Annotated in this window: 26 protein-coding genes and 2 tRNA genes; 10 read left to right on the plus strand and 18 right to left on the minus strand. The window is 39.1% G+C overall.

The features are described from left to right. Positions 1–17 precede the first annotated feature (17 nt). The 3 genes from K1720_RS02645 to K1720_RS02655 all read right to left on the minus strand — a co-directional run bounded on the left by K1720_RS02645 (position 18) and on the right by K1720_RS02655 (position 4028). Entirely contained in the window at positions 18–1292 is a 1275-nt protein-coding gene (locus tag K1720_RS02645; RefSeq protein WP_251949666.1) for an amidohydrolase family protein, read from the minus strand. A gap of 59 nt (positions 1293–1351) precedes the next feature. Continuing rightward, entirely contained in the window at positions 1352–2125 is a 774-nt protein-coding gene (locus K1720_RS02650) for an S-methyl-5'-thioadenosine phosphorylase (RefSeq protein ID WP_055281059.1), read from the minus strand. A gap of 82 nt (positions 2126–2207) precedes the next feature. Next, the gene (locus K1720_RS02655; protein WP_251949667.1) at positions 2208–4028 is read right to left on the minus strand and encodes an S-layer protein; all 1821 of its coding nucleotides are present in this window, start codon (positions 4026–4028) and stop codon (positions 2208–2210) included. A gap of 160 nt (positions 4029–4188) precedes the next feature. On the opposite strand from K1720_RS02655, the gene K1720_RS02660 reads away from it, so the two are divergent. Further along, a complete protein-coding gene (locus K1720_RS02660) occupies positions 4189–4911 on the plus strand; it encodes a proteasome assembly chaperone family protein (protein ID WP_251949668.1) in 723 nt (240 codons plus the stop codon). A 9-nt stretch (positions 4912–4920) separates the two neighbouring features. Then, positions 4921–5301, plus strand: coding sequence for a DUF473 domain-containing protein (locus tag K1720_RS02665; protein WP_055281052.1), 381 nt, complete (start codon positions 4921–4923; stop codon positions 5299–5301). Here the strand turns inward: K1720_RS02665 and nucS are convergent. The 3 genes from nucS to K1720_RS02680 all read right to left on the minus strand — a co-directional run bounded on the left by nucS (position 5298) and on the right by K1720_RS02680 (position 8336). Continuing rightward, entirely contained in the window at positions 5298–6050 is a 753-nt protein-coding gene (nucS, locus tag K1720_RS02670) for an endonuclease NucS (RefSeq protein ID WP_251949669.1), read from the minus strand. The genes K1720_RS02665 and nucS overlap by 4 nt on opposite strands. Before the next feature lie 45 nt (positions 6051–6095). Beyond that, a complete protein-coding gene (gene radA, locus K1720_RS02675; RefSeq protein WP_251949670.1) occupies positions 6096–7163 on the minus strand; it encodes a DNA repair and recombination protein RadA in 1068 nt (355 codons plus the stop codon). A gap of 171 nt (positions 7164–7334) precedes the next feature. Then, entirely contained in the window at positions 7335–8336 is a 1002-nt protein-coding gene (locus K1720_RS02680) for a potassium channel family protein (RefSeq protein ID WP_251949671.1), read from the minus strand. A gap of 741 nt (positions 8337–9077) precedes the next feature. Here K1720_RS02680 and K1720_RS02685 point away from each other — a divergent pair. Beyond that, entirely contained in the window at positions 9078–9674 is a 597-nt protein-coding gene (locus K1720_RS02685) for a DUF8183 domain-containing protein (protein ID WP_341480973.1), read from the plus strand. On the opposite strand, the gene K1720_RS02690 is transcribed toward K1720_RS02685, so the two are convergent. From K1720_RS02690 to K1720_RS02700, 3 genes are read right to left on the minus strand one after another with little or no spacing between them, the layout of a single operon-like run. Further along, positions 9675–10673 carry a PIN domain-containing protein gene (locus K1720_RS02690; RefSeq protein WP_251949673.1) on the minus strand — a complete coding sequence of 333 codons (999 nt, stop codon included), beginning with the start codon at positions 10671–10673 and terminating at the stop codon, positions 9675–9677. It abuts the gene before it with no gap. Then, on the minus strand, positions 10658–11137 hold the full coding sequence (locus tag K1720_RS02695) for a hypothetical protein (RefSeq protein WP_251949674.1): 480 nt from the start codon (positions 11135–11137) through the stop codon (positions 10658–10660). Before K1720_RS02695 ends, K1720_RS02690 begins: the two co-directional genes overlap by 16 nt. A gap of 10 nt (positions 11138–11147) precedes the next feature. Continuing rightward, positions 11148–11609, minus strand: coding sequence for a DUF2284 domain-containing protein (locus K1720_RS02700; RefSeq protein ID WP_251949675.1), 462 nt, complete (start codon positions 11607–11609; stop codon positions 11148–11150). A gap of 229 nt (positions 11610–11838) precedes the next feature. On the opposite strand from K1720_RS02700, the gene K1720_RS02705 reads away from it, so the two are divergent. Next, on the plus strand, positions 11839–12306 hold the full coding sequence (locus K1720_RS02705; RefSeq protein WP_423837316.1) for a YbhB/YbcL family Raf kinase inhibitor-like protein: 468 nt from the start codon (positions 11839–11841) through the stop codon (positions 12304–12306). A 36-nt stretch (positions 12307–12342) separates the two neighbouring features. Here K1720_RS02705 and K1720_RS02710 read toward each other — a convergent pair whose 3' ends face one another. Both K1720_RS02710 and K1720_RS02715 read right to left on the minus strand, forming a co-directional pair. After that, positions 12343–12588, minus strand: coding sequence for a lipid-A-disaccharide synthase N-terminal domain-containing protein (locus K1720_RS02710; RefSeq protein ID WP_251949677.1), 246 nt, complete (start codon positions 12586–12588; stop codon positions 12343–12345). A gap of 116 nt (positions 12589–12704) precedes the next feature. After that, complete coding sequence (locus tag K1720_RS02715; RefSeq protein ID WP_251949678.1) at positions 12705–13178, minus strand: hypothetical protein; 474 nt, start codon at positions 13176–13178, stop codon at positions 12705–12707. Positions 13179–13326: 148 nt separating this feature from the next. On the opposite strand from K1720_RS02715, the gene tnpA reads away from it, so the two are divergent. Next, a complete protein-coding gene (gene tnpA / locus K1720_RS02720; protein ID WP_251949679.1) occupies positions 13327–13743 on the plus strand; it encodes an IS200/IS605 family transposase in 417 nt (138 codons plus the stop codon). Next, complete coding sequence (locus tag K1720_RS02725) at positions 13733–14974, plus strand: RNA-guided endonuclease InsQ/TnpB family protein (RefSeq protein WP_251949680.1); 1242 nt, start codon at positions 13733–13735, stop codon at positions 14972–14974. The genes tnpA and K1720_RS02725 overlap by 11 nt, the downstream gene beginning before the upstream one ends. Here K1720_RS02725 and K1720_RS02730 read toward each other — a convergent pair. Both K1720_RS02730 and K1720_RS02735 read right to left on the minus strand, forming a co-directional pair. Next, positions 14961–15686 (minus strand): cytochrome c biogenesis protein CcdA, encoded by a 726-nt coding sequence (locus tag K1720_RS02730; protein ID WP_251949681.1) that lies wholly within the window; start codon positions 15684–15686, stop codon positions 14961–14963. The genes K1720_RS02725 and K1720_RS02730 overlap by 14 nt on opposite strands. Beyond that, on the minus strand, positions 15676–16206 hold the full coding sequence (locus K1720_RS02735) for a thioredoxin domain-containing protein (RefSeq protein WP_251949682.1): 531 nt from the start codon (positions 16204–16206) through the stop codon (positions 15676–15678). Before K1720_RS02735 ends, K1720_RS02730 begins: the two co-directional genes overlap by 11 nt. Before the next feature lie 114 nt (positions 16207–16320). On the opposite strand from K1720_RS02735, the gene K1720_RS02740 reads away from it, so the two are divergent. Continuing rightward, positions 16321–16845, plus strand: a complete 525-nt coding sequence (locus tag K1720_RS02740) for a CBS domain-containing protein (RefSeq protein ID WP_251949683.1) — start codon at positions 16321–16323, stop codon at positions 16843–16845. After that, positions 16809–18077: a cation:proton antiporter gene (locus tag K1720_RS02745; RefSeq protein WP_251949684.1), complete on the plus strand. Its 1269-nt coding sequence runs from the start codon at positions 16809–16811 to the stop codon at positions 18075–18077. The genes K1720_RS02740 and K1720_RS02745 overlap by 37 nt, the downstream gene beginning before the upstream one ends. Positions 18078–18236: 159 nt before the next feature. On the opposite strand, the gene K1720_RS02750 is transcribed toward K1720_RS02745, so the two are convergent. Beyond that, positions 18237–18686 carry an Lrp/AsnC family transcriptional regulator gene (locus K1720_RS02750; RefSeq protein WP_256468525.1) on the minus strand — a complete coding sequence of 150 codons (450 nt, stop codon included), beginning with the start codon at positions 18684–18686 and terminating at the stop codon, positions 18237–18239. 135 nt (positions 18687–18821) lie between these two features. Here K1720_RS02750 and K1720_RS02755 point away from each other — a divergent pair, with 135 nt between their 5' ends. Next, on the plus strand, positions 18822–20153 hold the full coding sequence (locus K1720_RS02755; RefSeq protein ID WP_251949685.1) for a leucine/methionine racemase: 1332 nt from the start codon (positions 18822–18824) through the stop codon (positions 20151–20153). Positions 20154–20259: 106 nt separating this feature from the next. After that, positions 20260–21576 (plus strand): MFS transporter, encoded by a 1317-nt coding sequence (locus K1720_RS02760; protein WP_251949686.1) that lies wholly within the window; start codon positions 20260–20262, stop codon positions 21574–21576. Here the strand turns inward: K1720_RS02760 and K1720_RS02765 are convergent. From K1720_RS02765 to K1720_RS02780, 4 genes are all read right to left on the minus strand, one after another. Then, complete coding sequence (locus K1720_RS02765; protein WP_251949687.1) at positions 21573–23546, minus strand: IGHMBP2 family helicase; 1974 nt, start codon at positions 23544–23546, stop codon at positions 21573–21575. The genes K1720_RS02760 and K1720_RS02765 overlap by 4 nt on opposite strands. 59 nt (positions 23547–23605) lie before the next feature. Next, positions 23606–23683 (minus strand) — tRNA-Ile (locus K1720_RS02770). Between the two features lie 6 nt (positions 23684–23689). Next, positions 23690–23767, minus strand: a tRNA-Glu gene (locus K1720_RS02775). 113 nt (positions 23768–23880) lie between these two features. After that, positions 23881–25236 carry a transglutaminase-like domain-containing protein gene (locus K1720_RS02780; RefSeq protein ID WP_251949688.1) on the minus strand — a complete coding sequence of 452 codons (1356 nt, stop codon included), beginning with the start codon at positions 25234–25236 and terminating at the stop codon, positions 23881–23883. Between the last annotated feature and the right edge of the window lie 161 nt (positions 25237–25397).

Genomic DNA, 25397 nt, shown 5'->3' on the forward strand with positions numbered 1-25397 from the left:
TTTACAAAATAAAAAGATTAGTGAAGCTTGTCCACTATCTTCTGCACTTTATTTATAATCTCCTCCTCATCCACAGTTAAGACTTCCCCATCAAGCATGATGATTTCCCCATCAATTATCACTGTCTCTACATCGTTGCCACTGGCCGAATATACTAGGTGAGAGACTACATTGGTTATTGGCCTTAAATGGGGCTTGTTGAAGTCAATTATGGCAATGTCTGCAAGAGCTCCTTCTTTTATAATCCCGGCATTCAAATGCAAAGCCTTTGCACCATTTTGTGTGGCCATTTTGTAAATAGTCTTTGCATCAGCAACCGTTGGATTTAATGTATGTACCTTATGAACTAGGGCAGCCAATTTCATCTCCTCAAGCATGTCCAAACTGTTGTTACTTGCTGCCCCATCAGTACCGAGAGCAATGTTAACACCCGCTTTTAGGAGCTTTTCAATGGGCATAACACCACTAGCAAGTTTCATGTTGCTTGCAGGGTTATGAACTATCGTTACCCTCCTCTTGGCTAAAATCTCAATCTCTTTATCACTCAACCAAACACCATGGGCCGCTATGATATCATCTCCAAGAAATCCAAGTTCATCGAGGAATTCAACTGGAGTCATCCCATATTTTTCTTTTATATCCTGCACTTCTCTTTTTGTCTCATTCAGATGAATAGTTATCATTTTTCCCGTTTCATTCGCTTTCTCTCTAACCCATTTTAAAAGCTCAGGGGAACAGGTGTAAGGAGCATGAGGCCCAAAGAGAAACTCTATTCTTGGTGAGTCTAATTTTTTAATGAACTCTAAAAGCTTGAGAGTTTCCTTAATCTCAACATTTCTCTTTTCTTCATCCCCCAAATCCACCATACCATAACTCAAATAGGCCCTTATCCCGGTTTTTTCAACAACTTTTGCTACTTCTTCCATGTGAAAGTACATATCAACAAAAGTCGTTGTCCCACCTTTGATCATCTCAAGAATACCAAGAAGGGCACCCCAATAGATATGTTTTGAGGTCAACTTTTTTTCAACAGGCCACACATATTCCTGAAGCCACTCCATTAAGGGGAGATCATCGGCAAGCCCCCTTAAAAGGACCATAGGGGAATGTGTATGAGCATTGATAAATCCTGGAGAAATCACCTTCCCGTTTGCATCAATAACGTATTCTGCCGAAAGTTTAAGACCTCTACCAACCTTAGCTATTCTATTTCCTTCGATGTAAATATCACCGTTAATAATATCAAGATTCTCACCGTAAATTATCCGTCCATTTTTAATTAAGATGCTCATTAGATCACCCCTTAAGGGGGATAAAAGATAGAATTAATAAAATTTTGCAAAAGAAAAATTCAAACAAAAGCAGTCTTAAGAACATCAGCACAGCCACACTTTCTTTCTTCTGAAATCTTCGGAACACCCGCTTTTAAAAGCTTTCTAACCTTCTCGTTGTTCTCTTGCATAACTTTTATAACCTCCTGAGCATCTACTGGCTTTTCTGCCCAAACATCATAGTCCGTAACCGCTGCTATGTTAACATAGCACATTCCAAGCTCCCTAGCTAAAACAACCTCTGGAACAAGTGTCATCCCAATTATGTGAGCAAATTGTCTAAACATCATTGACTCAGCCCTTGTGGAAAATCTTGGGCCTTCAATACATACATAAGTACCCCTTTCATGAACTGGGATCTCAAGCTCTTTTGCAGCATTGTAGAATATTTCTCTCATCTCAGGACAGAACGGATCGGCCATGCTAAAGTGGGCAACTCTTGGGCCATTATAAAATGTATAGTCCCTCTTCTTTGTAAAGTCAATGAATTGATCAGTTATCACAATATCGCCAGGCCTGTATTCCTCTCTAAGAGATCCAACCGCTGTTATTCCTATAATCCGCTCTACTCCAAGTTCTTTGAGAGCCCAAATGTTTGCCCTGTATGGTACCTCGTGTGGAGGAAACTCATGAGTTTTACCGTGCCTTGGAATAAAAGCCACCTCAACACCCTCAATCTCTCCGATTTCCACTGGAGCTGATGGCCTTCCATATGGAGTGTGGACTTTTATACTCTCTTTTGGCTCAAATACTCCGTAAACGCCAGAACCACCAATTATCCCTATTTTTGGCATTGACATCACCATCCGAGGTATAGAATATTGCAATATTTAAGTTTTCTTGATTAGATTAAAAAAGAAAAACCAAGAGAGTTTGCTATCCACCAGGAACAATTTTAGGATTTCCATCGTTCCAATCTACAAAAATTGGCTTTTCTGAAATATAATCTAGATCCTTAAGTATTTCAACACCTGCCTTTGTTCCCCACCTATCTGAGCCAGCCACTAGAATATAGATTTTCCCATCTATCACTGTTGCCTCAATGACTCCTTTTCCTTTTCCAGGATACTCATTTGTAACTTCCACTGGAAAATTATCCATGTAATCTCTAGTCAACTTATTGGCCACAGGCCCCCCAATTAATACTACTATTTCGGATTCAGTACAGTGTGCGGGAACTCTATCGGAACACATTTTCCTCCAGAATGTCCATGCATACTCTTTGTCGACTCTTCCTTCCCCATAAATTACTGGAGAAGCACGAATCCTAGACACATCTAATTTATCTCCAACCTTAAGAGAGATGGGAGTACTTGTGAGGAGGGAAATTGGAGTCACTGTGAGTTCACTATTCTCTCCATACAAAATCAAGGAAAAGCTCTTATCATAGTTGCTCGAGTTGAATATTAGTGTTGGGGGTTTCATATTAACTATGGAGGAAGAATAAACCGAATTTCCTTCAGGATCCTTTATCTCAATTGAATAGTTCTTATAAGCATTGTAGAACATCCCTTCCTTTAGAATAATTGGATACCTACGCTTAACAATTGAATCATGCCATTTAAGTCCAAACATGAAGTTGAGAGTATTTGGGAATATGGTTACATTACCATCAATCCTTATTTCTTGAGTTGTTTCAGTTTCTTTGTAGATACTAACCCACCCAGTTATTGTGACGTGATCAAATGTTATTGAGCCTTTGAAGTCTTTTATTTCAAGCCAAGATATTTCTGAGTCTTTTATAAGTACTGTAGAATTCGTATCCTGTGCTGTAAGAGCAATATGGGCAAGTTTAGACCCTTGGAGTGTAACCTTGGTGTTGGAAAGTATGTTCACATCCCATTCAAGGATCCTTGAATTTTCAAGTCTTAAAAACCAAGCTCCTTCATGAGTTAGGTCAATGGTGTAGTTTTCATAAAACCCAGGGTTTAAACTCATGCTAACTTCAATACCCTCCAAACGTGGAGTAAATGTCCCAACAGTAGAATTCACGAGGTAAATGTTGGGAAAGTCCCTTATCTCAATAGTACCCACATACGAATCTTTGATAATGACCTCAGCATCTTTTTGGATCCACATCCATGCTCCAGAGATCGTAGAATTGTGAATGTTTACCGTGTATTTCTCAGAAACTATTGACGCACTTCCAAGTTTAAATCCCTCATAGAGATTCGTAACATTTACTTTTCCAACTAACCAAGAATAAAGAGCAAATTCTGAATTTTTAATAGTTACCTGGGCCCCAGACAAGTAAGAGGTCACTTCTAATCCATCAAAGATTGAATCAACGATTTCAAGAATCGGACGACCACTAGATAATGAAATAATGGGAGCTTTCTTGGTGAATGATAACCCCACAAAACTCCCTTTTGAATTACTGTGGAATCTAATGTAGAATTGGTAGTCCGATGTAATTATGGAGTTCTCTACTATTAGTTGAGAGTTATCTTTAATAATAATCCCATAGTGGGCGTGATAATCCTGAAGGAGCTCGAGAGTGGCATTTTTAATTATTAGTTTTCCACCATTCTGTACTATTATGTTGCCCTCTTGAAGAAGTGTAGAATCTTCTATTTTATATTCTGTGCCATCTATGATCAAAGTTCCACTATGAAATGATCCAGCACTAACAGGAGGAACTAAAAAGAGACTGAAAAATACCAATAAAACGAAAACCAATGCAGTTGAATCTTTCATATAATCACCCTATAGAATTAGTATTTAAACCCTATAAGGGTTTTTGTATTATACTAGCTCTTAACTAAGTTTTCAAAGTATCCCTCAAACACGCGTTTGCTGTGAAATACATCAAAAACTTTAATAACTTTTCATAACTAAATGATGTAAGGGTGATAACATGAAAAAGCCCGTAGAGCTTATTCTGCCAGACATTGAAAACCCCATTTTCATTGAAGGATATCCAGGAATAGGATTAGTGGGCCACATAGCCGCCAATTTTCTTACAAAAGAGCTTAAAATGGAACCAATAGGGTATGTTGAAAGTTCTTTCTTACCCCCTGTCTCTATAATTCTCGAAGGAAAACCAAACCCCCCGTTAAGATTTTACAAGAAGGACAACATAATTGTGGCTGTGGCAGATATTTATATTCCCCCAACCCTTGTAAACGAAATAGCAAGAGAAATAACAACATATTTAAAGCGTAACAATGCTGAAAAAGTAATCTCTCTTGGTGGAATGGGTATTGGACTCTTCAAAGAACACATGGATGTTTGGGGAATTGGAGGAAGTGAAGAAGAAAATAAAGATTTAGAAAATCTCGGTGTCAAAATACTAAAATATGGCTCAATCATGGGGATGAGTGGAAAACTTCTATGGGAGGCCAGTAAAGAAAAACTTAAGGCGTACGCTTTATTAGGTGAGACTTTTGGAGATAGGCCAGATCCAAGGGCCGCAGCAAACATTATAGAGATTCTAAAGAAACTTGTTCCTATAGGTGTTTCAACAGAACCACTCCTTAAAGAGGCCCAAATGATTGAAGAACAGTTAAGAAGAATGCATGAACAAATGGAATCTGCTAGAAGGAGAGCAGAAAAAGAGTATGAAAGAGTTTACCTGTGAGGTGAGACTATGGAGCTTCTTGTACTTGCGGGAATAGCCCGAAAAGCTCTTGATCAAATTTTAAGAAATCCTTACCGGACAATAGAGATAAGAAGTGCCAGGAATGTGATAGTCATTCAAAACTTAAAACCCGGAGAAAGACTTTTCTTAACATATGAAACCCCCCAAGACATAACACATGGAACTGAGGGTGTAATAGCTGAGATTCTTAGAATAGAGAGAATGGAGCAAAGAATCCCATGGGAAGAGAGCGATGAAAGAGAACAAACAGTTTGCAGAGTTCAATTGAGACTCAAAGGATTGGGGAAAGTCATTGAAGTTTCAAAAGAGGAAAATATGGTGAAAGTAAAAGTTAGGGAAATGCTCCCACATGAAATGGCCATGGGTTAATCAAACAGTGTCTTCTGTCTTCCTTTTCTAGATTTTTCCTGTTTGGGAGGATTTAGTTTTTTAAACTCGAGGCCTTCTTTCTTCAGAAGTTTTCTAGCACCAGAAGTTAATGATGGTGCCACAAGAATCCCCCTAACTTTTTCATACTCCTCTCTCATTGTCTCCACATATCTCTTGAGTTGGCTCACAGCATGTAAATCAGCTCTTCTTCGTTTAAACTCTAAAATAACAATATTTCCATCTTTATCTTTGCCAAGAAGATCGACAATACCATGCCTAATAGATTTTTCTTTAGATATGGGTTTAAAGCCTTCCTCAATCAATTCAGGATTCTTAAAGACCAAGTCTGCCATCTCAGCCTCACTTCCAACAAGCGCCAGAGCCTCATAATCTTCAGCTTGAAAATACGAGAAAAGATAAACATCAATAAGTTCAACTTCCAAGATTTCTTTGGGTTTTCTTCTAACACTCCTCAGAATTAGCTTATCCTCCCTCACATCCAAACTTACAGAACTTCCAGGAGGCTGCCAATTAACAGGCTCTCTTTTTTCTTTCTGATGAATTAAAAATGAGCCATCAGGTTTTATTATTATAACCCTATCCCCCGGCCCAAGCTCACTCTTTGCCCTACCATCATAAAAGACCCTGCAATGGGCAAAAATCGTCACTATAGCTTCGGTTGAAAGACCCTTGCTAAAGAGGTCAACGATATCATCTCTACTAGGATTAAGCTTTGCTTCTACCTTCATGACACATCAACGAGAATTAAAAAAGAGGTTTAAAAAGTTAAAGGATTAGTCCTCAATACCCTTCTCTGTTATTCTAAAGGCCGCTTCACCTTCAGGCAGATGAGGGGAATCTATTAGTCTAGCAACCCTCTTTCCAGCTTTTCCTTTTCGTAAATATACCCTGACAGTAGCCGAGTGAGCCAAGATGTGACCACCTATTGGCCTAGTTGGATCCCCAAAGAAAGCATCGGGCCTTGCTTGTACTTGGTTTGTAACAAATACCGCTATATCATAAAGGTTGGCCAAACGATGAAGATCTGCCAAATGTTTGGCAAGTTTTTGTTGCCTTTCCGCAAGAGTTCCCCTACCAATATATTCAGATCTAAAGTGGCCAGTTAAAGAATCAACAACAAGAAGCTTAACCGGTTTATCTGTAGGCAATTTTTCTTTTATTATCTCCTCAGCCTTCTCTACAAGAAGCATCTGATGGTTCGAGTTGAAGGCCCTTGCAACATAAATATTCTTTAAGACTTCATCAGGATCCAGCCCTCTATTCTCAGCGATCTGTCTTATTCTTTCAGGCCTAAATGTGTTCTCTGTGTCAATCCAAACAACACTCCCATTTAAACCCCCTTCTTCAGGAGGTTTTTGAACAATGACAGCAAGAGTATGGGCTAGTTGAGTTTTTCCTGATCCAAATTCCCCAAATACTTCAGAAACAGCCTGTGTTTCTATCCCCCCACCCAACAGCTTATCCAGAGACTTGCTTCCTGTTGTTATCTTCCCAACAATTGCTCTTTTTTGAAAATACTCATCAGCACGCATAAACGTTCCAATGTTGGCTGCATCTCTTGCAGCTTGAATTATTTTTAATGCTGCACCCTCACTAATACCTGCAAGCTCTTTCAACTCCAATGGTGAAGCTACTGCTATTGCCTCCAAACTATCATAGCCTGCTTCTCTAAGCTTTTCAGCAGTGGCAGGACCAACTCCAGGAAGATCTTCAAGAGTTTTTATCTTTTTCTTATTAGATTTTTGAGAAGGCTTCTCAAGTGGCAATTCCTCAAGCCCATCGAGTTCTTCAAACTCTTCAAGTTCTTTAATTTCATTCTCAACCTTTTTCTTTCTCGCCATGCATATCACCCATAAGCGTAATCCTAAATAGTAGTGAATTTAAAGTGCTTATATATTTTTCTCATGCCTTAGAAAAAGTTCAAAGGGGCCGAAATTACAAAACCAAATATTAGTAAAAGAATAATTGGGAAACTAAAGCATCAGAGGGCTAATCCCTAGTGGAAATGAGGGCTATCTTGTAGACCGAATAACTAATAACTTAGCCCCTGGAGGTATCTTTTCATCCAACGGCGGTATAAGGTAAATCTTATCCTTTGCATATCCCAAAAGGAAAAGGCCTCTTGGATAAAGAGCCTCAAAAGCTTCTCTAAATGTCTTCCCTTCCATTTCTTGCACTTTTATAGAAGTAATATCATAATCCCCAAGAGCTGTCGTTATATCATCTATAACATCCACAACTTCTGGTTCAAATATTGAACTGGCCAGTAATCTTCCAGTTAGAGTCCTGCTTGTTATTACCCTATCAGCCCCAGCTTGCTTTAACAAATGGACACTTTCATGTTTGAGGACCTCAACAAAGACTTTAGCTTTTGAGATCTGTTTTATCATTAAGGTTACAAAAACGGACTCTGAATCATCGTCTAGTGCCAGAAGAACGTGACTAGCATCTCTAACATTCACCCGTTCTAAAGTTTCCCTATTTGTGAACTCCCCAATTATGACCTCTGTTTCCTCTGGAAGATTTAACCTCTTTCGTTCATTTTCGTCTGGCAACACCACAATAATCGGCCTGTTCTCAGCTTGCTTGTTCGATATAGCATCCTTAAGTTCCAAAAGTGCACTTTCCACACTCTCTCCCCTACCCATGATAATATAATGATCCTTAAATTTCACTTTGTGCATTCCCATCATCCTCCTTATTGATCCAGACAAAAAATACTCAGCCAAAATTGAAACAAAAGCCGTAAAAGTAGCAATTCCAGCAATAGATGCAAATATTGCTATTATTCTCCCCAAAAGCGTGTTTGGAGTCACATCACCATACCCAATAGTGGCCATTGTAATAACAGCCCAATAAAGAGCTGTAAAAAAGTTCACATTTTCTGCATACATATATAAAAGGGCCAATATAATTGCAAGTAGAATAACAGCGAAGGCTAGTGCAAATATCTTGCTTCTCTTAAGTTTAAACTTTAGTTTTATGAGCCTCCTAACAAGCGGAACCGGTATCATGACATTTACTATATTTGTCTAGAACATTAAAAAGATTAGCACCTCCAGTGGAAATTCTACTCCAAATTGTTGCATTAAGTAGGCCATTACAAATCAACAAAATACATTGGTGTCCATATGTTCCAGTGGAAATGAAGGTCTTTTTCGATATCCATATTAACGCTTAACCAAATATCACATCCACCCCCCAGAGTTATATTTCCACTGGAACCCAGTTTGAAATAATGGACGGATCTTGTATGCGAATCAAGGATAAAGGCTGCTTATAAAGCTCTTTTTTGTTCGTAAATATGAGTTTGTTCACTCACTTTAATTATTGTTTTTAATTTCTCATAGAACTTTACTAATATTTATTAAATTTTCTGAACAATGTTCATAGATAAATATATATACCCCAAAGAATAAAAATAATGGGAGTGTTTACACCATTTTAATTAAAGTGGATGGTGTTTCCGCACAGGTTCCAGTGGAAATGAAACTCTGGGGGGTAGGTCTTCTGTTTACTTGAATGACAAAATTTAAACAAATTTGTTTAACAACATGGATATAAATGTACTTTAATGATCACATTTTAATGAACATAAATGTGCATTTTTCTTCCAAGAGAAATCCTCAATTGGATACGTCTGCTTCTTTCTATTTGTAAAATTTTTTCATGATTTCTCTTGAGTTTGGGAGTGGGTTTCCATTGGAAGCGTGGACTTAAATACTTCAAGTGTTCATTTTCATATGGTGGTTCAAGTGGAAGTTATTAAGTGGTTGAAAGAAGGACATGATAGTGCGAAGGATATTGTAGATCTCCCATGGAATGTAATGAAAAAGACAGAGGGCGTGTTCATAGCTGAATATCCTAAGATTCCATTCGTATTGAACGTGGTGATAACAGAAGAGTTTGTTCATTTGATAGTCCCCAGTGGGGTAGAAACTGTAGCTTTGGACCTGCCCGAGCGGTTAAAAATTTATCACACATTGTTGATTCTCAATGAAAAATTAAATCTTCTTAAGTTCACTATAAGTGGGATGAATGAAGAAATAATGTTGAGGGTGGATCTTGACAGAAAAACTCTTGGAAAAGCAGAGTTTAATGACGCCCTAACAGCTCTCCTCATAGGTTTGAATCAACTAATATTGGCTTTGGGTTTGGAAGAGGAATTTGCTCGTGCAGTGTTTGAGAGGATTGCTTTGATGGTTATGGATCGTCTGGAAAAAGGCATGAAAAAAGATGAAATTTTGAAATTCTTAATTGTCAAAGTTGGGATGGATACTAAAGATGCTGAAGAGTTCTTAAAGAGGATAATTGAAGAAAGAAAACCAAAGGAGGAAGTTGGTTATCTTTAATCATCTCTCAATTTTCAACTCTTCTAATTTTCTGCACAGGTTCCAGTGGAAATGAAACTCTTGATATATGTCTTTCATAAATCTTAACTTTAACTCATTAAGTTTTGTTTTTCCTCCAAATTCGCCAAATACTAACACGTTGTTTATCTCAATTACTCCAAAAACTGCTGCCAAGTTAAACAAAAGCGTTCTCAACTGGTATCCACTTGCATAGTGTTCATTAAGTTCTTCATGTGGGTACTGAAAAAGGAAATACTCAAGCCCCTCCATCCTTGCCATGTCTGTCATTGCTATATCTGCAGTTAAGAGGACAACTAGGGAAGGTGTGTTCCTATCAAATTCCTTTAAGGTTTTGATTATTAATTCGTCATTAGTGTTTGTCTTTTCGTTAATACTCTTGACTTCGATTATCTTGTCTTTGATCTTTTCATACTCTCTTAGAGCAATATAAGTGGCTTTTCGCGATTTCTTCATTCTTCTGTTGCTAAATTCGTGCAGGAGGTGAGAATTGTGCAAAATCCTCTTAAACTCTCTCAATTGGCCAGGGCTGTATTTAAAATTCATTGCATTTTCTATTTCCTTTTTCACAAGATCCACTATTGCTATTTGAACCCCTTCTACACCCCTGAACTTAGAAAGGAATGCATGATATAGGAGGTTTGTATCTGGAGCGAAGATAATCTTCTTCGTTAAGCTTTTATAAGCTTTTAATTTTTTATCAAATTCATCCATGTTTTCATATGTTATCACTCCACTGGAGATGAAGCATTCATAGAAATCCCTATAATTTGGGAGGTCATAAAAGTACCTTTCATTTCCTTTTAAAATATGGTAAAAGTCATTTTCATGTGCGAGAACATTTATCTTGTAACCTTGTTTGTATGGATAGGCCTCGAGAAGTGGAAGTTCGTATAGGGGTGCCTTCACTTGGATCTTATTGTTTCTCTGGATTAAGTTGATCAAGATTTGTAGTTCAGCTTTTTCTATAATCTCTTCCATCTTCGGCCCTCCATGAAGTCTTTTAACCTTTGCACATGTAGGGGAATCATCATATATGGCCTGCTAGCATATTCAAGATCTCTGAGAGAGAGGTAGAAAAGGTGCTCTACTTCCAGTGGAAGTGCATGGATAGTAGCTCCTGCAACAAGAGCTTTTCTTCCAGAGGTTATATCCATTGCTATCTCATACTCTTTCTCTTTCAATGTCTTTAAAAGGCTTCCAATCTTCTCATCAGCTTCAAGAAAGTTGTCTTCTTCAATGATTTCCCACTCAATTTTTGGAGAAAAATCATAAGCTTCTGAGATTATTTTTAAAGCCTCCACAGCCTTTGGAAGATTTTGTTTGTAGGCATTTTCTAGAAAAATGTAAATTTCGTTGGGTTTGTATCCATTCATAACTGTGGCATAGTAAGCGTTCACCATGGCCCATGTGGATCTTCCAAGCATTGTTATGTATGCTTTCATTCTCCTCACTTTAATCTATAAGTATGAGACCATACAAAACACTTTCGGAAAAGTCTAGATTAACGATAGTTGAGAGTTCTATTCCGATTGCATCTATTGAGGGCCTCACTTTCTCTGGCATTTTGCATTTTCCACTTTTTTCAAACTCACATTCTTTGCATAGGTTGCAATCTCCAGGAAAGAATGCTATTGTGTAGAAGTTTCCATTTTTAAATAGTTCTTGCTCTTTGTTGAGAAGATACCTTAAAATTTCTCGTTTTTCATTTTCGAATTTTTCAGGGTCAATTGTAAATTTTATTAAAAGAGCTGTATGATAATGTTTTAGTAATTCTTTTGTTTCTTTCCATGAAGGAACATATGGGGGGCAAGAAGGGCTTTTCCCATAACTTGGACAGCTTCTGCACTTCCATACTGGTCTTGGTGAAATTTTAATGCTACTTGTGGGGATTTCTTTTTCCCAAACGATTTTCATGGAAAAATGTTGAAGGATGACGTTAAAAATTTAATCCCTTTGCCGTCTATAGCTTTCACTTTTCCAATCATGTCTATACATCCAAATCTTCACCACTATTATGTACTAAGCAAAATTTAATTCCGAAATATTTTTACGTTCCTAAATAAAATATTGAATCATGAAAACTTTGGGATGTTTAATTGCCATTTTTGTCTTTGCAGCTGGCTGTCTTGGGGGAGGTGAGAAAGTGAGTTTGAAAGTTAGTTCGGTCTTTGGAGAAAATGAGTTGATTCCTTCTAAATACACCTGTGAGGGGATAGATGTAAGCCCCCCACTACATCTTGAAGGGCTTAGTGACAAGGCAGTAAGCATTGCAATAATAGTGGATGACCCTGATGCTCCTGTAGGAACTTTCACTCATTGGGTTGCTTGGAATATTCCTCCTGTAGATGAAATTCCAGAAGGTGTTCCAAAGGAAAAAGTAGTCGAATCTCCGATAAAGGCTTTGCAAGGTAAGAATGATTTTGGAAGAATTGGATACAATGGTCCATGCCCTCCGAGAGGTCATGGGGTGCACCACTACCACTTCAAGATTTACGTACTTGATACAACTCTTGACTTAAAACCTGGAGCTACAAAGAAGGAGTTAGAGAAGGCTATTCAGGGCCATATCATTCAGTTTGGGGAACTTGTTGGGCTTTATGAAAGAAGCTGACTTCATCCTTTGAAGTGAGGCTTGAAAAAGAAAAAATCACTTATAGCGGAGCTTAACGTATAGATTAATTCCACTTTGAAATGCTGCAAGTGAATTCAACGTTAAAAACACAATGTCTCCAATTAGATATGAATAGATTGTTAACAATGTAGAAGCGGTAACATATACCATAATGAACTCTAAATTCAGTGGACATTTTTTATTTTTTATCGTTTCCAGTGTTTGAGGAATCCAAGAGCTCACGAGAAGAAGCATTCCTATTAGCCCCACTGCTTCTTTCATTTTATCACCTCTCTCCCCTTTTGCCTCTCAAAGCTTGAGCCAGGTATTAAAAAGTCTTGTGAACTATTTTGGTTATATTTTAATGGAAAGAAAAGTAGAAAATAATCAGAAAAATGTTAACCTCTTTTTAGTTCTGAGGCGAGCTTTGAAGTGGCCCAGGTTTTTACGTCATCATCGAGAATATCGTTAATTATCTTAAACGCTTCGTGTATTTTTCCCTCTCTTGCTAAGGCCAGTCCAACTTCTGCTTGGATTTTTGATCTATTGGAGACATCTTTTATAAATTCGGCTATTCTTAAGGCTTCATCAAACCTTTTGAGTGCTAAGAACTCAAAAGCGAGACTCATAAGGGCCTTTGTCACATTTTCGTAGTTTTCTATCTCCATTATTGCTTCTATCGTTTTCTCAAGGGCTTCTTTATAATCCATCCTTTGTTTAGCCATCTCAACAGTTACCATGGAAAGTGACTTTGCTCTTATCCCCTTATCCGGGATTGATTGGGCTATTTCGAAGGCATTAGCGAAATCCCCACGAGTTATGAGTTTTGAAACAGTTTCATAAAGGGCCCGTGATTGATACCACTCTTGCATATGAACACCACATAAGTTTTGCATTTGAAAGATTTAACTTTTTTGTTGCTGTTAAGTCTCCTTCCGAAAGGGAGGAAATACGGCAGGAGGGGCGAGATGGGGTGGTAGATGGAAAGTTTTATATAGTTTCAACAAAAAATATGTAACTATGAAATACAAACTTGACAGAGGAGCTCACTCCGTATACTCTCTTCACTATCATCTCATCTTCGTAGTAAAGTACCGTAGAAAAGTTTTTACAAATGATAAAATCATTGACTTCCTCAAACAGAAGATTCACGAGATTTCAGAAACTTTTGAAGTTGAAGTTCTTGCAATAGAGTGTGATGCGGATCATGTTCACATTTTGTTCAAAGCAAAGCCAACCCTGAACATCCCCAAGTACATCAACGCCCTGAAAACCATAACTTCGAGAGAGATAAGGAGAAAGTTTCCAGAGGTGAAGAAGAAGCTGTGGAAGAACGTCTTCTGGTCTCCTTCATATTTTCTCGCAACGACTGGACAAGTTACGTTGGATGTTTTGAAGAAGTATGTGGAATCACAAGGTGAGAATGGTGCTGATTAGCTACAAATTCCGCATATATCCCTCAAAGACTATAGAAGCAAAACTAAACGAACAGCTTGAGTTATGTCGCTGGTTGTATAACCGTTTGCTTGAAGAAGTCAACAAAGCTCGTAGAGAAGGTAGAAAGATAACTTGGAGAGACACTCAAGCTCTTATCGTGAAGATTAAGCAAGAAAAACCAGAGCTGAAGAACGTTTACTCCAAAGTTTTACAGATGGTGAACCACCAGCTCTGGTCAAACATTAAAGGCTTAAACGAGCTGAGAAAGAAGGGAAAGAAGGTTGGATGGCTTCGTTATAAGACCTCACCAAACTCATTTAAAACTCTGAATTTCAACCAGAGCGGATTCAGAATTGACTTCAAGAGGAGGAAGTTAGTCCTGTCCAAAGTTGGAGAGATCACGATAGAGCTTCACCGTCCAATTGAAGGTAAGATTAAGGGTGTAATAATCAAGAGAACCAAACGCGGTAAGTGGTTCGCAATCGTGCAAGCTGAAGTGGAGCCAGAACCCCTACCTCCAACGGGGAGAGCTATTGCTATAGACTTGGGAATTCAGAACTTCTGCGTTGATTCTGATGGACTTGCGTTCGAGAATCCAAAGTTCATCGATAAAACTCTTGAGAAAATAAAGAGGGTGCAGAAACAGCTATCAAGAAAGCAGAAGGGATCAAAAAGAAGAGAGAAAGTCAGACTTAGGCTGGCTAAACTCTATGAGAAGCTCGAAAATCAACGCAACGATTTCCTGCATAAACTCTCTCGATATTATGTCAACAACTATGACGTAATTTGCGTGGAAGATCTCGACATTAGGGATATGGTAGAGAACGGTAACTCCTCAACTCTGAATAGACACATTCACGATTCTGCTTGGTATAAATTCCTCTCACTGCTCGCCTACAAGGCTGAAAGAGCTGGTAGGTGGGTGCTGAGAATTAAGCCTGCTAACACTTCAAAAAGATGTGCTAGGTGTGGTTATGTCATGGAAAACCTAACCTTGAAGGATAGATGGTTTGTTTGTCCTATTTGTGGATGGGAGGCGGACAGAGATTACAACGCTTCCCTAAACATCTTAGATGTGGGGCTGGGACGGTCCCGAACGCCCGTGGAGAGAGAACCTCTACTCCTAATTATTCCCTATCGGAAGGTGATCGAGGGGCAAGTTCTCTCAGTGAAGCGGGAAGCCCCCTTGCGTAAGCGAGGGGGTAGTTCACGTTTTCCTACATCTCAATGATCACGTATATTCCTAGGGCTATCAAAATAACTCCTGCTATCATCGAAAGTTCTCTTGATCTCTGTACAATTTTTTGAGAGATTGATTTACTTTCTGTTATACTCCCTACAGTGAAGAGTATTATCAACAAAGGCAGAATAAAGATGATGTTGTATAGGGCCAGAAGTATCAGCGTTAATGTTCTTCCAACTTTGGAGATTAAGATGGCATAGGCCAAATAAGTACCAGAAGAGCAGGGTAAAAGCGTGAATGATATTATAACTCCTAATGAAAAGGCCCCAAAAATTGTTGCTTCTTTTCTGAATATATTTCGTCTTGCTTCTTTTTTTCCAACAATTCTGCTCTTTTCTAGATACCCTGTGGCAAATGTATAAGCTCCAAAGATTATTGATATTGCCCCAGCAACCCATACTGGAATTGTTTTGGTTAGTATTACTAGGCCAACCCCGAGTAGGTAGTAAGAGATGTAAATTGCACTCACAAAGGCCATCCCAACAGCATAAATTCTTTTTTTAGTGATGTTCTCCTTTAGAGATAATGCTATGAGCAACATGGTATAGATGACAAATGTGCATGGGTTTATGGAATCTGCCCCCGCAAGTCCTAAAAGAGGATAAATTAAGTCTTTCAGACCAAGAAAGGTTAGGATTCCTGCAGTTAATCCGAGGGAAGAGAAGATAATTAAAAGCAAAACTTTGATTTCAGACCTCACTCGGCTCACCATTGGTGAAAACGTATTCAAGTTTATTAATGATTTCGGTGTTGTTTTCTGGGATCAAATAAACCTTGTCAGTTATAAAGAGAATTCCTTTTGCTTTTTTTGCTTCTTCTACGAAATCATCGGCATAATCGACTGGGAATTCGCCATTGACTATTGCATAGAGCTTTCCATCATAGAATATTCCTATTACAGGAACTCCAGTTACACCGAGTATCTGATAGAGCTGTTCAAACATTTTGCCATTGTATTCATTCCCTTGTATTTCATAGTAAGTTAAGGAGTTTTCTCCGAAGAATTTTGGGAGTTCTTCTTTCATCTTTTTACAATGGGGGCACGTGGCCAGCCCATACATGTAAAAGTGGAACTTTGATTTGTCAAGAGTGAATGTGTTAGAGTCTGTTGGGGTTGTGGATTCTGTGGTGCTCTGGGGGGTGTTTTCTCCACCAATGCACCCGCTTGCAACGACAGCAATTATGAGAAGTGCAAGAATCCCTACAACAATTTTTTTCATTAAGTACCACCTTATGCAAGGGTATGCTTTATGGGTTATAAATGTTTAGGAATGTAGATTTTTTGGCACGTATCTTTTTAAGAACTTTTAAATTATGTTTGTGGTGGTGAGAGCATGACTGGCGTAGAAAAGGCCCTTCAGACTTTTTATTCCATGAAGCTGAGTGATATCATGCCACCAATAATCTCAATGCCAATTGTTACTTTGGATTCACCTATCGTTAACGTGCTTAAACTGCTTAGAACAAGACATCACGTTTGGGTTGTGAGTGATAGGGAAAGTATGAAACTTGAAGGTGTAATAAGGTATCTTGACGTTATGTGCATTCTTTTACCACCAGAGACCACTAAAGCAAGACTTGGAAATATAAGTGCAGTCTTTAAGTCGATTTTGGGTGGGGCAGAAAAGGCTGCTGATGTCATGGAACGAAATATAATGACAATAGACGAAGAGTCTACAGTGCTAGATGCTCTAACAAAAATGAGGCGCTATAAAGTTCAGATCTTAGCAATTGTTGATGAAAATAATACTTTAAAAGGCGAAATAAGCCTAAGACTGCTCATTGATGAATTTTTAAGGCTGATTAAGGTGGGTGGTGTCCAATGGACGCAACATGGCTCCTCTTCACCCTGGGAGTAGCCTTGGTTTTTAGCAAATTAGGCGATCATATAATGGAGCGTTTTGAACTCCCTGGCGTTTTGGGAGAAATACTTATGGGTATGATTCTCGGAAATCTGATTTATTTTGGGCTCATTAGCCCACAATATTTGACTCTACACTCAAATGAGACTTTTGAGTTTTTAGCTAGGCTTGGAATAATATTTCTCCTTTTCCTGGGTGGTCTTGATACTGATGTTAAAATGCTTAAAAAGACTGGTGCAGTTGCAACGGTTTCTACCCTCTTGGGGGTTTTTGTACCTTTGGTTCTTGGTTACTCTGGACTTAAGTTTATGGGATATCCCTCTAGAGAGGCCTTTGCTGGGGGAGTTCTTTTAACTGCCACAAGCATAGGAATTACCGTTAGGGTTATGATGGATCTTGGGGTTTTAAGAAGTGAAGTTGGTGCTGCTTCTTTAAGTGCAAGTGTTATGGATGATTTCTTGGGTATAGCACTTATCATATTTGCAGTTGGTACTGGGAGTATTTTGGGTTTAATTAGTAAAATGGCGGTGTTTTTTATAATCACAGGTTTAGTGGCCTGGTACAGCATAGATAAATATCTCCGCTTTGTGGAATGGCTCCATGTGGAAAAGGGTATTCTTGGAATGGTGCTTGCTTTGATGTTCCTGTTTTCTGCTTTGGCTGAACATTGGTTTGATGCTGCTATTGAGGGGGCTTTCATGGCGGGGCTTGTCCTTTCAAGGCTTCCTGAGGGTAAGAGGATAATGGAAGATGTGAGGGCTATTGGTTATGGTTTTTTGGTCCCTGTTTTCTTTGTTTACACTGGAGCAATGCTTGATTTGAGGGTTTTTACAAGTTTTGATGCCTTATCTTTAGCTGGGGTTTTGACCCTCGTAGCAGTGGTTGGAAAAGTGCTTGGTAGGGGTGTTGGGGCAGTTATAATGGGTTGGAGCACTAAGAAGGCCCTTCAAATGGGGATAGGCTCAATTCCAAGGACGGAGGTGGCTTTGGTCGATCTTATGGTGGCTATCCATGGTGGGGCGATTCCAGAAAGCGATGCTCCAAAATTTATAGCGGCCACTTTGATTTTCATTACAATATCTGTCTTGATAACACCCCCGCTTCTTAAGTGGGCTTTTAAGGAGGAAGTTGAAGCCATGAAACAAGGGAAGGCCCAAAAGAGGGTCGAGGCTCTCAAAGAAACAAAGAGGAGGATACATACCTTGAAGAGACCACGAAAAAACCGGTGATTTTCTCACCTTGGCTCTCAGCGTATGCTTTGAGAATGTTGAGGGTTACTTGGCCTGAGGTGGCGAGGAAGTATGAGGTGACCAGAAGGCGTTCCTCCACAGTTTTATTTACGTTTTTCGGGCTTTCGTCCCTTCTGAAGGGGCTTCCCATCTGATAAGTTAAAAGACTCTTGCATATCCCCATTTTTTAACACTTGTTAATATTGAGGTTTCAGTACTTTTTATTCCTTCCACTTTTCCTAGCTTTTCTATAAGGAAGTTCTCTAGCTCTTGAAGATCTCTCACAGTTACTTGCATTAAAATATCATGGGCCCCGGTTGCTATCCCTAATACGTCCACTTCTGGGAGTTTGGATAATTCTTCTACGGCTCTCTTGATTTTGCTTGGCTCAACGTCTACTGCTATAAACGCCACTATTGTATAACCCGCCTTAAAAGGGTTTATAAGGGCGGCAAATTTCCTTATTACTCCCTCTTCCATGAGCCTTTTTACTCTTAACCGCACTGTGGATTCCGGAACCCCGGTTCTTCTTGCTATCTCTGAATAACTCATTCTTCCATTCTCTTGGAGGAGTCTTAAAATCATCCTATCAATATTATCAAGTGCCACCTTTATCACCAATTAGCATTTTGTTTAAATATTGTATTGTTGGTTTTTAAATATATTCTATTATTTTTGTCAGATTAAGCAGAAATTGACCGAAACTTCTATTAATTTCAAACGCATATATCAAGCGGTGAAACCATGAAAAAAGAAGATGTAATTGAACGATATTCCAAGATCTTTCCAAAAGCTTCTCGCGTTACTTACGCTCCCATAGTTGGGATTAGGGCCAATAATGCGAGAGTTTGGGATATAGAAGGGAGAGAGTACATAGATTTTCTAAGTGATGCTGCTGTTCAGAATGTTGGTCATAACAACGAAAGGGTTGTGAAGACAATAAAGGAACAAGTAGAAAGGCTTATTCACTTTACCTTTGTTTATGGTTTTACCTTAGAACCACTTCTTTTGGCTGAAAAACTTGCTGGGATTTCACCTGTGGAGAATCCAAAAGTATCCCTTGGCTTAAGTGGGAGTGATGCTAATGACGGTGCAATAAAGTTTGCTCGCGCTTACACAAAAAGGAGAACCCTTCTAAGTTACCTCAAAAGCTATTATGGTTGTACTTATGGGGCTTCAAGTATTACTGGATTAGATTTTCACGTCAGGGCGTTGGTTGGAGAGCTTAGTGATGTTCATTACATCCCATATCCCGATTGTTACAGGTGTCCTTTCGGCAAAGAAAGAGGCTCTTGTAAGATGGAATGTGTTGAATACTTAAAAGCCAAATTTGAGGGTGAAGTTTACGCAGATGGTGTTGCAGCTCTTTTTGCTGAGCCGATTCAAGGAGATGCTGGAATGGTTGTACCACCCGAGGATTATTTTAGACGGATTAAGAAGATCTTGGATGAGCATGGGATTCTTCTAGTTGTTGATGAAGTGCAAAGTGGCCTTGGGAGAACTGGAAAATGGTTTGCAATAGAGCACTTTGGAGTTGAGCCAGATATATTAACAGTGGCCAAACCTTTGGGTGGAGGGTTGCCTATAAGCGCTGTTATTGGAAAAGCCGAGATCATGGATTCTCTTCCTTCTTTAGGGCATGCCTTTACATTGAGCGGAAATCCACTTATAAGCAGAGCAGCACTTGCTGTTATAGAGGAGATAGAGGAAAAGGATCTACTTAAACGTGCCAAAAAGCTTGGAGATTACATCATGAGAAGACTTAACAAGATGAAAGAAGAGCACCAGTTGATTGGGGATGTTCGGGGTAAGGGATTGATGATAGGAATCGATCTAGTAAAGAACAGGGAGACCAAAGAAAGGGCCTATGATGAAGCTAAAAAGGTCATATGGAGAGCGTATGAGCTTGGTTTAATTCTTGCCTTTCTCCAGGGAAATGTGCTGAGGATCCAACCTCCGCTTACAGTTGAGGAAGAAATCCTCGAAGAGGGCCTCAACAGACTTGAACAAGCAATAACTGATGTAGAAGAGGGCAAGGTTGGGGATGAGGTTCTTCAGAAGGTTCAAGGTTGGTAAATTTTTCTTCTCTTCTCTGTTCATCTCTGTTCATTAGGCCTCTTTTTGCGTCCCAAAACTTTATAAAGCGAACTTCGTTCGGCGAGAGTATCGTGGTGGTTGAAAAATGAGGAAAAAGGTAAACGCAACAATGCAGGCTAGAAAAGCTTCCCTGCTTAGTCCAAACTCCAAAATGCCTAGGTGGTTTTACTCTTTCATTCCGTTTAAGGTAGCTACGGGTGGATCTTCTCAAATCATCTCCCTTTATGCACTTCAGCTTGGTGCTGAGGCAGGTGAAATCGGTTTGTTAACTTCTCTGTCGGCATTTGCATCAACATTGGGGACAGTTTTCTGGGGTAAATTAAGTGATAAGCTTCTTAAAAGGAAGCTTTTTATCTTAATGGGCTTTTTTAGTGTATCCGTATTCCTCAGCGCTCTTTCACTTGTATCAAACTTTTGGGAATTAATTCTCGTTAATGCTCTTTATTCATTCTTCTTGGCGTCAACAGTCTCTATACCAATTGTTTTGCTTTTTAGAAATGTTAGAAAGACAAGATGGGAAGAAGGTGTTGGAAAGTTCAACAAAATTGGGGGTTGGGCGTGGGTAATTGGCCTTTTACTGGGGTTTATACTCGTCAGGTTTCTTGCTTTTAGAGAGCTTCTTCTATTATTTGCTCTCTTAAATATTCCTGCGTTCATTATAGCTTGGAAGACTATTAGAGAAGCACCAGTTTACCTTCATAGGAATAATATCAAACCTCTTGTGAATCAGGTAATTCAAAAGGGAAGATACTTGCCCAACTTCTTAATTCATCTTCCCATGAGACTAAAACTCTCGCCAAAATTCAGAGGGTTTTATTTATCTTCTTTCTTATTTTGGGTATCATCTGGAATGTATACCACTCAACTCCCTGTATTTTTAATAAAAAATGGGTTTACTAGTCAAGAAGTCTTTGGATTGGCTCTCCTAAACTCTTCAACATCAGCAATGCTTTATCAAAGGGTTGGGAAAAAGCTCAGATCAAAGAACCCTGTTTTAGGGTTGGTACAGGGGTATTTCTTTAGGGCTCTTGGAATTTTCCTCCTATTAGTACAAATGGACTTTCAATATTCCTTGATGCTCTCAAGCACTGCAAGTTATCTCCTTTGGGGCTATTCTTGGTCTTACATAAGTGTTTCTTCAACGTCATTTATAGGGAGAAGGAGTAGTACAAAAGAGCAGGGAAGCATTTTAGCAACTTCTAACTTGGTCAATTCAACTGGATTTATTTTGGGAAGTTTAATCGGTGGTGGTATAGCCTCTCAAATAGGTTTTGACATGAATTTTGCTTCAGCCTCTGTGATGGGCTTTCTGGCAATGTTTCCTCTTGTCCCATTGCTTGGAATTTCCCTTAGTACTTCAATTTCAAAAAGACCGATCCCACAAATTAGAAAAAGGGATTAGTGTATTTCCATGTTTCTTAGTCTTATGGATCTTCCATATCTTTTTACAAACTCTATGAAGCGTTTGTAAGTATCATGCTCTTTTAGAGTTTCACTGTCTCCAATGGCAATAAGCTTTCTCTTTGCTCTTGTTATAGAAACATTTAATCTTCTTAAATCCGTCAAGAACCCGAGTTCATGATTTTTATTGGATCGAACAAAAGATAGGATTATAACTTCCTTTTCTCTCCCTTGATATCCATCCACTGTGTGGATCTCTATGTCTTCATCTTCGATAAGAGAGCGTATTAAGTCAACTTGGTCATCATAGGGCGTTATAACTCCAATCCAATTCTTTTTAATACCTATTCGAAGAAGTCTTTCGACAATCTCCTTAACTAAAAGGGCCTCTAGGGGGTTCTCTCTTGAAGTTGAACCTTTTCTCTGTCTTTCCCATTTGTCTGTTCTATCACTGGTATCTACAAAGACAAGGGGCTCTTCTCTTTTTAATATTGAATCCCAGGGTTCGCCAAAGAAGGGTTCTCTAACCTTTAAATCGGCCAGCGTTATATCTTTTACGCTCTCATCGGCCTTTATCCTCCCCTTGTAGAACTCTCTGCTTGGAAATTCCATTAAAAGTTGATTCATTCGGTATTGGACTTCAAGCATTCTCGCCTTGGATGGATATAAACTTATGAGCTTTTCAAAAAGGGTCTCACTCAGCTCTTTGGCTTCTTCACTCAAAATTGTTGGGGGAAGTTGTTTGTGGTCTCCAGCAAGAATAAATCGCTTGGCCTTTGCAATTGGGATTAAAACACTTGGGATCGTTGCTTGGGAAGCTTCATCTATGATGACAACGTCAAATTCAACATCTTTTATGAATTCAAGGGCTGAGGAGGAGTTTGTACTCAGAACAACGTCCACATCTTCGATTATCTCCCGTATTATCTCACTTTCAATCTTTTCTGCAAATTTATAGAGCTTCTGAATTTGCTCGTTTAGTGTTATCCATTGGGCCATCTGCCTAACATCCTTAGCTGGAACACCTCTGGTTCCTCTGCCTCTCTCTGCCAACTTAAGTATTTGTTTATTGGTTAATCCTCTCCTCATTTGTGGTGTGGGTTTTTTATATTGATCTCTCATCATTGCAAGCCTTTCTGCTTTATTTCTCAGTTCTCTAACCCTTCTATATCGCTCATGGGATTCGACTTGAAAGGCGAGTGTTGATTCCTTTAGGTGGACTGAGACTCTTGAAGGGTGGCCCAACCTGACGAGTTTAACTTTCCCCCAAAGCCTTTCTACAAGATTATCAACGGCTACATTGCTTTCGGCCGTTGCAAGAACTTTGCTTCCTCTCTTGACCTCCTGTATAATGAGTTCTACTAAAGTTCTTGTTTTACCGGTACCAAAGGGCCCGTGGATTAGAAAGAAATCATCGCTTCCTAAGGCGTAGCTTACGGCCTCCTTTTGACTCTGGTTTAAGTTCCTGTCAAAAGGTGTAAACTCTTCAGGAAAACTTTTTAATGGGGCTTCTTGGCCCAGAATAAGCTTTAAGGCCCTAATACCACTTTCACTCAGTTTTTTAAGATTCTCGAGCTGTCTTCTGAAGGTTACATCGTTAGCGTAGAGGTCTATTCTAACGTTTTTAAAAGCCCAAGAGGGCACAGCTTCGACGGCTACCACAATAAATCTGCTTCCTTTTTCTACAACAGTACCAACAAGATCACTCGCTAGTGGATTTCCCTTGCTTATTACAATCAGGTCCCCAACTCCAATTTCAGTTTTAAATGGCTCTTTCCTTCCATACTTTACAAGTTTGAAGCCAAATTCTTCACCAATTACTTTCCCGTTGAGATTTAAAATCGCTCTACCAACTTTCTCTCTTTCATATCCCTTAAGTCTTCGCATTTCTTCTCGCATGGCCTCTATTTCGGCCTCTCTTTCAAGCTCCACAAGATCAACGAGTTTAGCAATGTAAGTTTTAACGTGCATAGTTATCACTGGGTTTTTGTGTATAAAAAGCTCTCGAAACGTTTCCTTAGAAGAGTTTTTGGTGGGCCCGCGGGGCTTCGAACCCCGGACCTCCCGCTTATCAGGCGGGCGCTCTGACCAGGCTGAGCCACGGGCCCGCTTTCTGGTGCCCCGGCCGGGATTTGAACCCGGGTCGCGGGATCGAGAGTCCCGCATGATTGACCGGGCTACACCACCGGGGCGTCGATGTTGATAACCAAAAATTAATTTATAAATCTTTCGATGCTTTTTGTATTGAATTTATTAGAAAATTTGGGATGTTAAACTGTTCTAAAAAGCTGAGAACGAGACCAAATTAATATGGAAGGATCACACACTGGAACGGAAGGGGGGAGTTAGGGATTTTAGCTCCAGGAATTTCCATGAAAATATCCTCTTTTACATCCACCTTTAACAGGTAATATGGTGTTTTAAAAGAGGCCTTTTCGTCTATTATTGGGATATCACTTTCTCTGTACACGTAATACTCTCCCTTTTTATATAATGGTTTTACAATCTTGTCTCTGTTTGTGAAATATAAAGGCATTTCAATTCCATCGATTTTAACATAGTACTTTCCTTTTCTGTGTATTACCGTTATATTCGTGTTTATTGTGGTGTTCTGGAAGTACCTCCCATAAGACCAATTAAATGATTGGGGGATTATTAATGCATAACCACCAGAATAGTAATCAATTTGATCCTCTTTGGGGTTGTAAATTACTATGCCTGTTTCGCTGGATTCAATTATTTTCATACCCTTATATCTCACTTCATTAGCGTTGGTAGTGTAATTCTCTACACTTTCAAGTCTGAAAAGAGGGATTTCGTCTGGTGCAAAGGGGGTGTAATTTCCAACGTATACTGCGATGTTGTCGTGGAGTATCGGATGGAGAGGATCTCTCTGTCTTGTTGGATCTATGGGGTACCAACCTACTTCAGGATCATTTACAATGACCCATGCATGACCTAGGCCCGTGTGGGTTGAGAACTGTACTAATTCTGGTATTGTATTGAGTTCGGACGGGTCAATATATTTGTGGCTTCCACTTACAGGGACTAAAACGTAGCCTCCAACGTATTTAGCTTTAATACCAGCATATCTAAGCATTTGTTGTGCTAAAATTGCCTTGTGTCTACAAACACCTTTTTTCTTTTCCCATATTTCGTCAATCAGCCAATTCGTTTCATTTTTGGTAAAAATCACGCGCCCAAGTTCAGTTATGTAAGAAACATCTTCATATGTTATGGTTTTGTGGACAAACCATGAAACTCGCCATACAAATTCAGCGACGGTGTCACTAGACTCTGCAATTTCTTTAACTATTTTTTTCAAATCTTCAGGAAGATAAACGGACTCGTTATATCGTGGGATAAATTTTGAGGACTTAACCGGGGGTGCCCAGATAATTTTCCTTTTTCCTGTATACATAGCATACTCAACGCTGTAGTTTGCTAGGCTTATTTCATACTTTCCTTCTATTATTGAGCCATATAACTCACTCATTGAGATATCGTAATTTAGGGCCACCCCTAGGATTGTGGGACGGTTTTTGGATATAATTATGTACTTGGTTTCGAGGGTGCCAATGGGGATTGTTAAAGCACTTATGGGGGCGGCCGTGAAGACTAATAGCACTAAAAGCGTTAATTTTATTTTTATGTACTTCATTTTAGCACCCCCGTAAAGAGGCTTATTAGCAAATTACGTTGACATATAGGGCATAAAAATGTTGTGGAACTATAAGATAACTTACGCAGTTCAGTAGATATTTGTTAAAGTAAAGATATTCGAATATTGGTCGGGAATCTTTGGCAATTGTTCAATCTCGA

Source organism: Thermococcus argininiproducens, assembly GCF_023746595.1.
GTDB lineage: Archaea > Methanobacteriota_B > Thermococci > Thermococcales > Thermococcaceae > Thermococcus_A > Thermococcus_A argininiproducens.

Excerpts from the sequence above, each read along its gene's own strand:
- K1720_RS02765 (WP_251949687.1), bottom strand. The coding sequence starts at position 23,546 with ATGCACGTTAAAACTTACATTGCTAAACTCGTTGATCTTGTGGAGCTT.
- K1720_RS02695 (WP_251949674.1), bottom strand. The coding sequence starts at position 11,137 with ATGAAAGCATACATAACAATGCTTGGAAGATCCACATGGGCCATGGTG.
- K1720_RS02650 (WP_055281059.1), bottom strand. The coding sequence starts at position 2,125 with ATGCCAAAAATAGGGATAATTGGTGGTTCTGGCGTTTACGGAGTATTT.
- K1720_RS02740 (WP_251949683.1), top strand. The coding sequence starts at position 16,321 with ATGACTGGCGTAGAAAAGGCCCTTCAGACTTTTTATTCCATGAAGCTG.
- K1720_RS02690 (WP_251949673.1), bottom strand. The coding sequence starts at position 10,673 with ATGGAAGAGATTATAGAAAAAGCTGAACTACAAATCTTGATCAACTTA.
- K1720_RS02680 (WP_251949671.1), bottom strand. The coding sequence starts at position 8,336 with ATGATACCGGTTCCGCTTGTTAGGAGGCTCATAAAACTAAAGTTTAAA.
- K1720_RS02700 (WP_251949675.1), bottom strand. The coding sequence starts at position 11,609 with ATGAAAATCGTTTGGGAAAAAGAAATCCCCACAAGTAGCATTAAAATT.
- K1720_RS02710 (WP_251949677.1), bottom strand. The coding sequence starts at position 12,588 with ATGAAAGAAGCAGTGGGGCTAATAGGAATGCTTCTTCTCGTGAGCTCT.
- K1720_RS02780 (WP_251949688.1), bottom strand. The coding sequence starts at position 25,236 with ATGAAGTACATAAAAATAAAATTAACGCTTTTAGTGCTATTAGTCTTC.
- K1720_RS02645 (WP_251949666.1), bottom strand. The coding sequence starts at position 1,292 with ATGAGCATCTTAATTAAAAATGGACGGATAATTTACGGTGAGAATCTT.
- tnpA (WP_251949679.1), top strand. The coding sequence starts at position 13,327 with ATGAAATACAAACTTGACAGAGGAGCTCACTCCGTATACTCTCTTCAC.
- K1720_RS02760 (WP_251949686.1), top strand. The coding sequence starts at position 20,260 with ATGAGGAAAAAGGTAAACGCAACAATGCAGGCTAGAAAAGCTTCCCTG.
- K1720_RS02655 (WP_251949667.1), bottom strand. The coding sequence starts at position 4,028 with ATGAAAGATTCAACTGCATTGGTTTTCGTTTTATTGGTATTTTTCAGT.
- nucS (WP_251949669.1), bottom strand. The coding sequence starts at position 6,050 with ATGAAGGTAGAAGCAAAGCTTAATCCTAGTAGAGATGATATCGTTGAC.
- radA (WP_251949670.1), bottom strand. The coding sequence starts at position 7,163 with ATGGCGAGAAAGAAAAAGGTTGAGAATGAAATTAAAGAACTTGAAGAG.
- K1720_RS02660 (WP_251949668.1), top strand. The coding sequence starts at position 4,189 with ATGAAAAAGCCCGTAGAGCTTATTCTGCCAGACATTGAAAACCCCATT.
- K1720_RS02735 (WP_251949682.1), bottom strand. The coding sequence starts at position 16,206 with ATGAAAAAAATTGTTGTAGGGATTCTTGCACTTCTCATAATTGCTGTC.
- K1720_RS02665 (WP_055281052.1), top strand. The coding sequence starts at position 4,921 with ATGGAGCTTCTTGTACTTGCGGGAATAGCCCGAAAAGCTCTTGATCAA.
- K1720_RS02755 (WP_251949685.1), top strand. The coding sequence starts at position 18,822 with ATGAAAAAAGAAGATGTAATTGAACGATATTCCAAGATCTTTCCAAAA.
- K1720_RS02715 (WP_251949678.1), bottom strand. The coding sequence starts at position 13,178 with ATGCAAGAGTGGTATCAATCACGGGCCCTTTATGAAACTGTTTCAAAA.
- K1720_RS02745 (WP_251949684.1), top strand. The coding sequence starts at position 16,809 with ATGGACGCAACATGGCTCCTCTTCACCCTGGGAGTAGCCTTGGTTTTT.